Annotated in this window: 9 protein-coding genes; 1 reads left to right on the forward strand and 8 read right to left on the reverse strand. The window is 72.0% G+C overall.

Going from position 1 to position 12,939, the window contains the following annotated elements; genetic code table 11:
- Positions 1 to 2: 2 nt before the first annotated feature.
- From ACWDXC_RS31065 to ychF, 8 genes are all read right to left on the reverse strand, one after another.
- The gene (locus tag ACWDXC_RS31065; protein WP_449987606.1) at positions 3 to 2,366 is read right to left on the reverse strand and encodes a type IV secretion system protein; all 2,364 of its coding nucleotides are present in this window, start codon (positions 2,364 to 2,366) and stop codon (positions 3 to 5) included.
- Entirely contained in the window at positions 2,363 to 4,840 is a 2,478-nt protein-coding gene (locus ACWDXC_RS31070) for an ATP-binding protein (RefSeq protein ID WP_449987609.1), read from the reverse strand. Before ACWDXC_RS31070 ends, ACWDXC_RS31065 begins: the two co-directional genes overlap by 4 nt.
- 47 nt (positions 4,841 to 4,887) lie before the next feature.
- Positions 4,888 to 7,665 (reverse strand): TcpE family conjugal transfer membrane protein, encoded by a 2,778-nt coding sequence (locus ACWDXC_RS31075; protein WP_449987611.1) that lies wholly within the window; start codon positions 7,663 to 7,665, stop codon positions 4,888 to 4,890.
- A 54-nt stretch (positions 7,666 to 7,719) separates the two neighbouring features.
- Positions 7,720 to 7,968, reverse strand: a complete 249-nt coding sequence (locus ACWDXC_RS31080; RefSeq protein ID WP_449988041.1) for a hypothetical protein — start codon at positions 7,966 to 7,968, stop codon at positions 7,720 to 7,722.
- Positions 7,969 to 8,049: 81 nt separating this feature from the next.
- The gene (locus ACWDXC_RS31085; protein ID WP_449987614.1) at positions 8,050 to 8,754 is read right to left on the reverse strand and encodes a conjugal transfer protein; all 705 of its coding nucleotides are present in this window, start codon (positions 8,752 to 8,754) and stop codon (positions 8,050 to 8,052) included.
- A 659-nt stretch (positions 8,755 to 9,413) separates the two neighbouring features.
- Positions 9,414 to 9,725 carry a hypothetical protein gene (locus ACWDXC_RS31090; RefSeq protein ID WP_449987616.1) on the reverse strand — a complete coding sequence of 104 codons (312 nt, stop codon included), beginning with the start codon at positions 9,723 to 9,725 and terminating at the stop codon, positions 9,414 to 9,416.
- Between the two features lie 79 nt (positions 9,726 to 9,804).
- Complete coding sequence (locus ACWDXC_RS31095; protein ID WP_449987618.1) at positions 9,805 to 10,527, reverse strand: class I SAM-dependent DNA methyltransferase; 723 nt, start codon at positions 10,525 to 10,527, stop codon at positions 9,805 to 9,807.
- 9 nt (positions 10,528 to 10,536) lie between these two features.
- The gene (gene ychF / locus ACWDXC_RS31100; RefSeq protein WP_357589893.1) at positions 10,537 to 11,613 is read right to left on the reverse strand and encodes a redox-regulated ATPase YchF; all 1,077 of its coding nucleotides are present in this window, start codon (positions 11,611 to 11,613) and stop codon (positions 10,537 to 10,539) included.
- Positions 11,614 to 11,682: 69 nt separating this feature from the next.
- On the opposite strand from ychF, the gene ACWDXC_RS31105 reads away from it, so the two are divergent.
- Complete coding sequence (locus ACWDXC_RS31105; protein ID WP_364176781.1) at positions 11,683 to 12,939, forward strand: DNA recombination protein RmuC; 1,257 nt, start codon at positions 11,683 to 11,685, stop codon at positions 12,937 to 12,939.

The raw sequence follows: 12,939 nt of genomic DNA on the forward strand, positions 1-12,939 counted from the left end.
GATCAGTCCCTGTCCGGGTGGGAGGGGTTGAGCCAGAACGGCACCGGCGGCTCGGCCTTGCGGGAGCTGCCCCACAGCGGCGGCGGCTCGGAGGCGCGGCCGTCGGACTCGGAGCGGCTGAACATGCTGCCGCCTCCGCCGTTGCCGAACACCCGCCCGTCCTCGTTCCTGCCGAAGATGCCGCCGCCTGACGACTGCCGGTCGGACCGCGACCCGCCGCCGGAGCCGGTCCGCCGCGACCCGCCGAACATCGACCCGCCCGACCGGGACCCGCCGCCGCCCGAACCGCCGAACCGCGACGCGCGCGACCCCCCGGACCCGGACCCGCCGGACCCGGAGCCGCCGAACCGCGACCCGCCGGACCCGCCCGACCAGGAGCCGCCGGACCGGGACCCGCCCGACCCGCCGGACCCGCTCGCGCCGCCTGAGCCGCCTGAGCCGCCGAGGCGGGAGCCGCCCGTACGGGTGCCGCCCGAGCCTCCGCGTGGCGCCCAGCCACCGCCCGAACGGCCGCCGAACCAGCCGCCGCCCGCCGTACCGGAACCGCCGGAACCACCCGAGCCACCTGAGCCGCCGGGACGGCCAGGGGCGGCGCCGCGCGGGGCCGCGCCGGCGCCGCGCGTGCGGGTCGGCGTGCCACCCAGGTTGAGCGGCGGCGCGTCGCCCTTGCGGGGAGCGGTCGCCTGCCGCCCGGCCGCCTTGCCGCCCTGCGGGTCAGTGTCGAGCGGCGCGGGCACCCGGACGCCCGACGGCATCGCGCCGGTCTCGCCCTCCTCGCCGCGCGCCCGGCCCTGGGCGACGGTCGCCGCCGTGGCGCCGGCCGCGCCGCCCGCCACCGCGCTGACGATGGGCTCCGCCTTACGCGCCCCCCAGCGGCCGATCCTGGCCGAGGCGACCGGCGGCAGCACGTTCGAGGCCCGCTCCAGGACGGGCGAGCTGGCCGCGTCGCCGAGCATGCGGGTGGTGAGCGTGTGCCCGTTCATGGAGGCGAACAGGTGCTGGAACGGCCGCCGGTAGAAGAACACCGCGATCGTCAGCAACGCCATGAACAGGATCTGCATGCCCCACGGCATCGCGGTCGAGATGATCAGCGCGTAACCGTACACGAGCACGCCGAGCACGAGCGCGAGCACGGCCTGCCGCAGCAGGGTGCCGATCAGCATCTCCACCCAGCGCATGGCGATGATCCGCCCGCTGCCCGGATGCACGCCGATGAGCAGGAACACCGGCCCGAGGATGAGCAACAGCAGGAAGCCCACCTTGAGCACCAGCAGCGAGACCGCCACCAGGAAGATGAGCACCCCGGCCACCAGCGCGGCGATCAGCGCGCCGATGGCCACGCCGAGCCGGCTCGTCCAGTCACGCCCGGAGAAGATGAAGTAACGCGAGTCGTTGCGCAGCTTGTCAGCGATCTCGGCATATTTCGCCTGATGCGCTCCCACATCGGGTGCCGGTTGGCCTGCCGTGGCCGGTGGGATGGACTGCGTCTCCAGCATCGTGCGGCCGAAGTCGCGCACGATCGGCTGGTTGGGGTCGGCGGTGCCGAACAGGCCCATCAGCCACGGCTTGCACACCAGCGTGGACCAGAGCGCGTCGGCGTTCTGGTCGACGCCCGGGGTGCCGTTCTGGCCGAAGCCGCCGGCCTTGACCTCGGGGCTGGCGTCGCCCGGAGGCGGCAGGCAGGACGCGCCGCCCGCGCCGGGCAGCCCGGAGAAGGCGGAGTTGACGACCTCACCGGTCTTGTCCGTGACGACCTTGCCCAAGCCGGTGAAGTCCTGCGGCCGGCTGAGGAACCAGGTGGCGACCGTGACCGCGAGCACCATCCAGATCACGCCCTCGGCGGTCGTGGTGGCCCGCTTGCGGATCAGCCCGTACCAGGCCAGCCAGATCGCGCCGAGGATGACGATGGGCTGCAGGTAGGGCCAGTACATGGCCTCCGACAGGTTCGTCACGATGTCGTCGACCACGTCCTTGATCGACTGGAGCGGCCCCTCGGTCGCCGCCGCCTGGTAGGTCGTGATCGTGAGCCGGTCGACGGCCTTGGCCCACAGGAAGATCGTGTTGGCCCACGAGTTGCCGAGCACGGCCGCGATGTCGGAGCAGCCGAGCTCGTGCGTGTGCCAGAACTGGCCGGCCATGCCGAACTGGCTGTAGTTGGTGACCGCCGCCGGCGTGCCGGGCTCGGGCGTCGGCGGCTGCATCATGCCGTCGGTGCCGCCGCCGATCACCTCGGGGGCGAGCTCGCCGGACAGGTCACACGGGCCCGCGGCGGCGGGCGACAGGCTGCCCGCCACGATCGGCACCACGAGGACGCCGAGCAACACCACAAGCGCCAGAGCCCATCGTCTGGGTAGCCGGATCCTCATGACCGCACCTCCTGCGCGTGGCCCACTCCCCCTTGAAGATCATCATGCCCGCCGCCGCCGGGTTTGTCGTGTGTCGGGTTCGTGTCGAGCCAGCGGAGCAGCTCCTCGGAGATCAGGTCTACTCCGATGCGGCCCGCCCTGCCATCCAGATCACGGAAAATGCATTCCCCGTTGCCCAGCGATCTGAGGACGGCCTTGTGCTCCTCCGACGGTTCGACGCCCAGCAGCGACATCACGTGACCGACCTCCACCCGTTCGGTCGAGCGGAAGGCGAACACCGACGACAGGCAGTTGGTCACCTGTTCGTTGAGCAGGTCGCCCGCGTTCTGCGAGACCAGGACGAGGGCGGTGTTGCGGGAGCGGCCCATCCGGCTGACCTCGGGCACCAGCTTGGCGCCCTCGGGCGTGGACGTGATCGCCCACGCCTCGTCCAGGAAGATCGCCTTGGGCGCGCGCCGGTCGAGGCCGTTCATCAGCCGCCGGGCGAACTGCGACACCAGGTAGAGCAGGGCCACCGACAGCCGCTGCTCGTAGGAGTAGTCGTCGCGGCCCGTGGCCACGTCGGGAAGCGTCAGCCCGCCGAGCGTGAACACGGTGGTCCAGCCCTCGCTGTCGATCTGGTCGCCGCCCGACGGGTCGAAGCAGAGCCTGGCCAGGTGCATCTCCGACATCGAGCGCAGCACCGCGCCCAGGTTCTTCGACGCGGCGTCCTCGGCCTGCCCCAGATAGTCGACGACCTTGCCGAGCGACGGGTCGGCGGCGTTGGACACCGCCGCCACCGCCTGGATCATCGCCGACTCGCGCTCCTCCGACATGCGCGGCAGCAGCAGCCGCAGCGTCTCGGTCGCCATCGTCTTCTTGGCCGCGATGTCGTCCCCGAACGAGAACGGGTCCAGCAGCCCCGGCGCGGCCGAGCCCAGCGGGATGATCCGCGCCTTGCGCTCGCGCTTCTGCAGCAGCTCGACCAGTGACTCGGCGTCGCCCTTCGGGTCGATCACCGCGACCGTGACGCCGCGCAACGCCATCTGGTAGATCATCAGCAGGGCCAGCGTCGTCTTGCCGCCGCCCGGCTCGCCGGTGATCGCGATGGCGGTCGGCCGGTTGCGGCTGGCCGCCAGCAGCGGGTCGAAGTGCACGATGCTGCGCGCCCGGCCGACGGTCTCCCCGATGTACGGGCCCAGCCAGCCCTCGCCGCCCTCCTCCAGCCGGTCGCCCAGGTCGACGGTCGCCGTCGCCATCCCGCCCGCGATCGTCCGCAGCGGCTGACGCTGGGCGTAGGCGTTGACGCCCACCTTCTCGCCCGGCAGCGACTCGCAGAACAGCGAGAACTGGTCACCGGTCGAGTTGACCACGTCGATGCCCATGTCGCGGTAGTGCTCGACGACCGCCTCCACCCGCTGCACGCAGATGTCCTCGGTCGGCGCCGACACGATCAGCCGGTGCCACCCGTACACGAACGGCAGCCGCTCCTTCGTGATGCCGTGCTCCAGCATCCGGGCCGCGTCGATCTGCTCCGCCAGCGCCAGCGGCGCCTCCGCGCCCGCCTCGCGGATGTGGATGTCCATGTCGCGGGCGTGCGCCAGCTTGCGCGCCACGTCCTTGGACGCCTTCACCGGCGGGATCAGCCGCATCCGCGACGACACCTCCACCGGGAACGGCAACTGGTCGGCGAAGTGCATCCACGGCTCCCCGTCGGGGAACGGCATCAGGTCCGGGAACCGGGCGAACGACAGATACGCCACGTACGAGTCGCCCTGCGGCTGCACGATCCGCAGCAGCGACCTGCCGTTGTGGATCTCACCCTCGACCAGCGACTCGATCTCGCCCTTGCCCCAGCGCCGCTTCGGGCTCGCCGACGGCGCCGCGTCCGCCAGCGCCCCCGCCGCCGCGTGCTGGAACAGCCACGCGACCTCCACCGACGTGGCATGCCGGGCATACAGGGCACTGGACGCCAGCGCCCGGCCCAGCCGCTCGGCCTGCTCGGTCCACCGGCCGACCTCGCTCTCGGGCACGTGGTCGTCCTCCAGCCCGAGGACCTTCTCCGTCTTCTGGTAGAAGCCGAACACCTGAGCCAGCACCCCGGCGCCTAGCTGCTTGCCCCGCGGACCGAGCCGTACGCCCAGATAGACCTCCTTCGACCAGAAGTCCTTCGCCCAGACGTGCCGGTACATCTCCTCCAGGTAGTCGCGCCAGCCCGGCCCCTCGTCGGAGGTCGCGTTGAGCGCCATCGCCCACTCCGCCGCCGGATAGGCGCGATGCGCCACCCGCAGGTGCACCTCGGCGTCGGGCATCCTGATCGCGGCCAGCGCGATCGTGATGTTGGTGGCCAGCGCCTCACGCTCCTCAGGCGTGACGAACTCGTAGCTGACCGTCGGAAGGCGGAAATACGCCCATGCGTCGGTGTCCGTGAGCAGGATGCGGTCGTCGAAATAGCGGACCGCCAGGCGCTGACGCGCTCTAGACGCCCTGCTCATGCCGCCCCCTCGGCGCATGAACGGGCCATGCCTGCTCGCATGTTCACTTATCGCTCACCGATTCTCGTGCCCGGGGGGTCACTCGCCAGCTCCTCTTCCTCAGTTCGGACCTTCTGTGCCGCGAAGCCCGCGATCACGACCCCGGCGAGAGCGAGATACGCCCGCCGCCCGGCCGCGCGCAGCTGCCCCGGATCGACCACCCCGGCGCCGCCCGGCGCCAGATCGTCGTCCCAGGGGACCCTGACGATGGCCCGGCACCTGCCGCGCGCCACCGCCTCCGCCTGCTCGACGTCCGTCATCGAACGCCGGCTCACCCCGTTGACCACCATGACCGCGCGCCGCCTCAGGTGCGCGCAGCCGTGCCCGTCCAGCCACTCGTACGTCATCGCCACCGCGTCCGGCGCCTCCACGCTCGCGGGCACCACGAGCACGAGCTGATCCGCGTACGGGAGCACGCGGGCGGCCAGCGCGGCGGCCGGATCGATCACCGTGAGCTTGTAGTGCCGGTCGAGCAGGCTCATCGCCTCGCCCAGCCGGTGGTCCGAGAACAGCCCCCGGTCGGCCAGCCGCTGCTCGTCGCCGTCGGCCCCCACCACCTCCAGCCCCGAAGCGGTGCGCGTGGTGTAGCCGCGCATCGTCAGATAGCCGCTCACCCGCTGCAACCCCGCCAGCAGCGACGTCAGCGTCTCGGGCGTCTCCGGATGGATGCGGCTCGTCATGCTGCTGTCACCCGACGCCGCGTCCACGGCCACCACCCGGTCGTCGCGGTACTGCGCGAACGTGTGACCCAGCATCAGCGCCGTCGTGCTCTGCCCGGCGCCGCCGGTGCACCCCAGCACCACCACCCGCCGGCTCCCGGCGAACACGCCCCGGGCGCGCGCCTCGTCCAGCTCCGACCCGTCGGTCCGTACGCCGTTGCCGCCCACGACCACCTGCGCGATGCGCCGCCAGCCGCCCGAGTCGCGCCCCACCACGGACTCGACCCGCCGCACCCGCTGCCCCGGCCTGGGCCCCGGCACCACGGCCGCCCCGCCGTCACGCCCCTCCTCCGGCTCAACGGGCACCGTCGGCGCCTCGGCCACCGGCGGCGCCTCGGCCACCGGCGCCTCGGCCACCGGCTCCGGCGCGACCTCCTCCGGCGGCGGCAACTCCCCGGGCACGACGTCCGGACGATGAATCGCCCGGCTCGGCAGCTCAGCCTCACGCCCCCGCAGCGGGCGCGACAGGGTGACGGGCTTGGCGTCGGGACTCAACGGCGCCCACGCCCGCGCGTCGGGCAACGCCACCCCCGGCCCCAACCTGGGCGGCTGCCCCTTCCTGTGCTGACTCCGCGCCGCCTCATCCCCCTCGGCCTCCGGCCCAGCCCCACCAACCTCACCGTGGACCTCCTCGGAGGCGGCGGCCTCCTCGGAGGCGGAGACCCGCCCGGATGCAGCCGCCCGTTCGGGGGCACCGGCCTGCTCCGGACCGGGGGCTTGCGCGGAGGCGCCCTCCTTCGCACGGGCGGCGGCCCGCTCGGACGCGGGGGCCTCCTCAGGGGCGACGGCCCGGAAGCGGGCGGCGTCCTCCTCAGAGGCGGCGGCCTCCCCGTATGCGGCGCCCCGCTCGGACGCGGGGGCCTCCTCAGGGGCGGCGGCCTGCTCGGAAGCGGCGGCCCGCTGGTGGGCGGGGGCCTGCTCGGAGGCGGGGGCGGCACTCCCCCCAACCGGGGACCCCCCGGAAGCGGCCGCTTCCTCAGCGGCCGGCCCCGCATCGGAGACGGAGGCACTCTCACGGACCGAAGACTCTCCACGCGCCACCGCAGGCACCGGGGGCTGTCCGGACGCAGGGGCAGGCTCACGGGCCGGAGGCTGCCCGGAGGCCGACGCCCCCTCCTGGGCCGCGGCCGGCTCGGGCGCGGGCGCGCTCCCGGCGGGCAGTGCGCGGTCGGGCGTCGGGCTGCCCTTGTGGCGGCCCGGGGTGACCTCGGGGGTCTGGGTGGCGTCGGGGGTGGGGGTGGGTTTGGGGGGGTCGGCGGTGGCGGCGAGTTTGCGGAGGCGGCGCAGGGCCTCGGTGTCGATCGGCTTGCCCGTGGGTTTGCGGGCCGCCGTCTCCGGTCTGGGGCGCGCCGGGGCGGGGTCGCGTACGCCGTCGAAGGCGCGCAGGCCCTGCGCGTCCGGTGCGGGGTCGGGGGCGGCGGGGGTGTCGCGTACGAGGCGCAGCTCGACCGGGGCCGAGGGCGAGGGCACGGGCGACGACGAGGGTGACGACGGCTCGGGGGCGAGGGCGGGGGCGGCGGCGGTGGGGCGGACGCGGGAACCCCAGCGGACGGGCGGGTCGGCGAGCGGCGCCTGGGCGGCGGCCACGGCGGCGGCGGCCACGGCGGGGCGGACCTGGCGGGGCCCGGTGACCCGTTCGGGGGCGCGCTTGCGCTGGGTCTGGCGGGCCTTGCGGGGCTTCTTGACCTTCACCCGCTTGGGCGTGGCGTGCCAGACGCGGCCGGAGAACGTGATGGTCTCGGGCTCGGCCGCTGGCGACAGCCGGTACCAGGCGCGCGGCTGCCCCAGGTAGCGCAGCTGCGACTCCAGCAGCTCGGTCAGCCGTTTGCCCTCGATGACGGGCCGGGTGGACAGCCAGGTGACGATGCCGGGCGGGACCAGGAAGAGCACGTGCCAGGGCATCTCGACGGGTACGCCGACGAGCCAGAGCAGGAGCGACCACGGCACGAAGACGCCGACGAACACGCCGATCCAGACGATGGGCAGCGGCATGGGGAGCCGTAGGTCGTACAGCTTGTAGAGCCGCTTCTCGATACGCCAGATGTTCGTGTACGTGGGCAGGTCCACGCGGTCCTCCTCTCCACCCGCTCGTTCATGACCGCGCGGAGGCGGTCCCAACCCTCACTGGTCGATGCCCAGCGCGCCCGCGATCGCCTTGGCCGTCACCTCGATGATGTTGGGCACGTAGAAGATCACGCCGATGGCCACGGCCAGGATCAGGAACTGGACGAAGCGCGTGATCTCGCGGGTGAAGAGGAAGAACAGCGCGACCACGGACACGACGACGAGGAACAGCGGGGCGAAGAACGCGCGCAGGAAGTCGGCGAGTCCTTCGGTGTTGACGCCCGTCGGTGCTGGTGTGGGCGTCATTTCGATGAGGTTGAGCACTATGGTTTTCAAGATCACTTCTTGTCCTCCCGGGGGGTGCCGATCAGCAGCGCGGTCGTGCGTCTACCCAACGGCCCTACCGGCGCCGCGGATGTCGTCGACGTACCATTTGTCGCCCTGCTTCTCGACAGTGAGGCGGTAAGCCTGCTGGAGGCGGCCGGACACCGCTTCGGGGTTGTTGGCCTCGTCCGCGGGCGGCGTGCCGTCGGGCACGATCCACACCACGACCGCCTGGATCTCACGGGTGGCACCCCCCACAGGCACCACGACACTCTTGAGCTCGCCGAAGGTGAACGCGCCCGCGAAGGTGGGCAGGCTCGTGCCGGCGGTCACGTAACGCTGCAGCTCGACGGTGTTGCCCAGCGCGTAGTAGCGGAAGAAGCCTTCGAGCTGCGGCTTGAGCTCGGCGGCCGCCACGTCGTCACTCTCGGGCGCGGCCACCTGCGGCAGCTCGGCCGGCGCGGGGGCGGGCAGGATGGCGGGCCAGCCGGAGACGACGAACCTGTCCTCGGAGTAGTAGAGCGGCACCGACAGGTGAAGCCTGCGGGAGCCCGACTGGAACGCGACGGTGACGATCGCGTTGTTGTCGTCGCTGACCTGGATGTCGTACGGCTGGATCGCCACGGCGCCGAGCTTGCCGTTGCCGTCCCAGCCCATCTGCTGGTCCATGCCGTCGGCCATGAACGCGGCCAGCTTGCCGGACCTGCTCACGGCGTCGTCGGGGCTGAAATTCAGGTAAACGCCGGCGAACTGCGCGGCGAACGCCATGCCACGGTCCGCCGGGAACGAGCTGCCCGGTTGGGCGGCCGCATTCGGCGCGGCGGCGTTTTGGCCGGTAAACCGCTCAAAAGGGGCACGGATCCCATTCACCACGATAACCACAATAAGCGCCCAGAGAATGATGCGCCCGGTCCACACCAGCCATCGCCCGCCGCCGCCCGACCAGCCTCCGCGCCGCGGCCTGTGCGGAGGCGGCGCGTCGAAGTCGTGTTCAGGGCGTGCGGAAAGGCCGGGGTCGCCAGCGATCCGAGGACCGTGCTGGACGGTTGACCTACGAGCCATCACGCCTCCGCTCGCGCCAATCCCCCCGGCTGGCGCGGTGTCGTCCGTTGCCGATCCCCATCATCCGCGGTGAAGCAGTCACCCTATCCGGTCTCCGCCATTGTTCCAGGAAAGCCACGCCCATGCTGCAAGCATCGCCGTCCGGGGGCAAACCGAGTGCGCATGGGACGCATCGGAGCGCCGACTTGTGTGCGTTCCCTGTCGAATGGGCATTTGACCAGGCCAGAGACCTAAAAACGCATAACCCGGTGGCCACCTATTCCTGTCCATATGGCGTCAGGGGTGCTCTGACCTGCGATTTCCTCCTGAAAACAGGAACGGCCGCCTTGCCCGGCAGCGGGCAGGCGGCACGTCCGTATAGGGGGTCAGGCCGGCTCGGGGCCCTGGTCGCCGACCGGCCTGCGGCGGCTGTGAAGCTCGACGACGGTCGGGGGTGCGGCGGGCGGTACGGCCCGCTCCAGCGACCCGCGCAGCTCCGCGAGCATCATCCTGGCGTCGCCTCCGCGCGTGCGGGTGGCCAGCTCCTCCCGTTCGTCCACCTTCCTGCGCAGATATGCCTCCCGGTTGACGCGCAGGCCGTACATGAGCTCCACCCTGAGCAGGGCCAGCTCCTCCTCCAGGGTGATGCCCGCGAGCTTCGGCACCGGACGACGTCTGCGGATGATGCGACGGATCATGAGGGCCTCCCGATTCAGCGTGAACGCCGTGACGATTCGACGCGCAAACTCGCCGGGTGGTTGACGCGGAAGCTGTCCCTCAGGCAACGAACCGGGCGACGAACACGAACTCCCGCCCCGGCCGGTCCGGCGCGTCGCGCACGTCCTCGACCCGGTAGCCCGCCGCGACCAGCGACCGCTCGACCTCGTCCCGCTCCCGGAACCGCAGCGTCGAGTCGGACGTGACCACGTCCCCGCCGTCGCCGAAGACGTACGTGTGCCGGAAGGTCACGAGCGGGCCGGACACGTCCAGCACCTCGCACCACGTCTCGACCTCGCCGACGCCCGCGATCTCCACCCGCCTGCGGGTACGGTCGCGCGTCCACTCCAGCCAGGCGCGCCGGGCGGGAACGCGGGTCTCGAAGGCCAGCACGCCCTCCGGCCGCAGCGCCGCCCGGACGCCGCGCAGCGTGGCCTGCCAGTCGTCGTCGGTGAGGAAGACCTGGGCCACGTTCGCGGTCATCACGGCCAGGTCCACGCGCAGCGGCGGCAGCGTGGTGGCGTCACCGTGGATCCACCGCACCGCGCCGCACTTGCCGCGCGCCACGTCCAGCGACGCCTGCGCCGGGTCGACGCCGACCACCTCGACGCCGCGCGCGGCCAGCAGGCACGCGAACGTGCCCGTGCCGCAGCCCACGTCGAGCACCCGCCGGGCGCCGAACTCCGCCACCATCGCCGCATAGGCGTCGAGGTCGCTCCGGTCGGGGTCGAGCGGGTCGTAGATCCGGGCCAGCCGGGGATCGGCGAAGATCGCGTCGGGCACGCGCCCACGTTAGACGTTGAAGCGGAACTCCACCACGTCGCCGTCGCGCATCACGTAGTCCTTGCCCTCGATCCGGGCCTTGCCGGCCGAGCGGGCGCTGGCGATCGAGCCGGCCTCGACCAGGTCGTCGAACGAGACGACCTCGGCCTTGATGAAGCCGCGCTGGAAGTCGGTGTGGATGACGCCGGCCGCCTCGGGCGCGGTGGCGCCCTTGCGGATCGTCCAGGCCCTGGTCTCCTTCGGCCCGGCCGTCAGGTAGGTCTGCAGCCCGAGCGTCTCGAAGCCGACCCGGGCGAGCTGCGACAGGCCCGACTCCTGCTGGCCGACCGACTGCAGCAGCTCCAGCGCCTCCTCGTCGTCGAGCTCCACCAGCTCCGACTCGATCTTGGCGTCGAGGAACACCGCCTCGGCGGGCGCGACCAGGGCCGACAGCTGGGCCCGCAGGTCGTCGTCGACCAGCTCGTCGGCGTCGAGGTTGAACACGTAGAGGAACGGCTTGGCCGTCAGCAGGTGGAGCTCGCGCAGCTCCTCGCCGTCGAGCTGGGCCTCGAAGATCGTCTTGCCGGTCTCCAGGACCTTGAGCGCGGCCTCGGCGGCCTCCAGCGCGCCCTTCTTGTCCTTGTTGTGACGCGACTCCTTCTGCAGGCGCGGGATCGCCTTCTCCACCGTCTGCAGGTCAGCCATGATCAGCTCGGTGTTGATCGTCTCGATGTCGCGCTTGGGCGAGATCTCCCCGTCGACGTGCGTCACGTCGGGGTCGCCGAAGACCCGGATCACCTGGCAGATCGCGTCGGTGTCGCGGATGTTGGCCAGGAACTGGTTGCCCCTGCCCTGCCCCTCGGACGCGCCCTTGACCAGCCCGGCGATGTCCACGAACTCCACCTTGGCCGGCAGGATCCGGGCCGAGCCGAAGATCTTGGCCAGCACGGGCAGCCGGTCGTCGGGCACGCCGACGATGCCCACGTTGGGCTCGATCGTCGCGAACGGGTAGTTGGCCGCCAGGGCGTTGCCGGTCTTGGTCAGCGCGTTGAAAAGCGTGGACTTGCCGACGTTGGGCAGGCCGACGATGCCGATAGAGAGGCTCACGTCCAGCGAGTTTACTGTGTCGCGTGTCGGGACCCGTCCCGGCGCGGCAGGGCTGCCATCATCGTGTGGATGGATGTCGTCTCCCTCCTCATCGGGCTGCTCGTCGGCGCGGCCATCGGATTCCTGGTGGCGCGCACGCGGGCGGCGGTGCGGGTGGCCGAGTCCGACGCGCGCGCCAAGGCCGCCGCCGACAAGCTCGTCTACGTCGAGGAACAGCTCGCCGAGCGCTTCCAGGCCCTGTCCACGCGGGCGCTCGACGTCAACAACGTGCGCTTCCTGGAGCTGGCCGAGACCCGGCTGGCCGCCACCCGCGCCGAGGCCACCGGCGACCTCGACCAGCGCAGGCAGGCCGTCGAACACCTGGTGGAGCCGCTGAAGGACGCGCTGGCGCGGGTCGAGTCGCAGCTGCGCGACACCGAGTCGGGACGCCGGGCCGCGAGCGCCGAGCTGACCCAGCAGATGGAGTTCGTCCGGCAGAGCCACGAACAGCTCCGCGCCCAGACGACGGCGCTGGTGCGCGCCCTGCAACGGCCCGAGGCGCGCGGGCGCTGGGGCGAGATGCAGCTGCGCCGCGTCGCCGAGATCGCCGGGATGCAGCGCCACTGCGACTTCGACGAACAGGTCACCGAGGGCGCGATGCGGCCCGACATGGTGGTGCGCCTGGCCGGCGGCAAGAACATCGTGGTCGACTCCAAGGTCTCGCTCGCCGCCTACCTGGAGGCCGCCGAGGCCGCCGACGAGTCACTGGCCTCCGTACGCCTCGACGCCCACGCCCGCCACATCCGCGAGCACATCGACCGGCTGGCCGCCAAGTCCTACTGGCAGGGGTTCAACCCGTCGCCGGAGTTCGTCGTCCTGTTCATCCCGGGCGAGGCGTTCCTGTCACCGGCGCTGGAGCGCGACCCCGGGCTGCTGGAGTACGCGATGGCCCGCCGGGTGCACATCGCCACCCCGACGACGCTGATCACCATGCTGCGCACCGCCCACTACGCCTGGCAGCAGGCCGCGCTCAGCGAGAACGCCCGCGCCGTGTTCGAGCTGGGCAAGGAGCTGTACGAAAGACTGTCCTCGATGGGCCGCAACGTGGAGTCGCTGGGCCGTTCGCTGGCGCGTACGGTGGAGGCGTACAACAAGACGGTCGGCTCTCTGGAGAGCCGGGTGCTCGTCACCGCGCGCAAGCTGCACGATCTGGGCGTGGTCGACGGCGAGCTGGCCACGCCCGAGACGCTCGAAGGCGTGCCCAGGCCCCTGGCCTCCCCCGAACTGCTCGAAACCACGTCTCTCCTCCCGCACACGAACGGTAAGTTGGCCAACGGGTCGCAATAA

The organism is Nonomuraea sp. NPDC003214, from assembly GCF_053590035.1.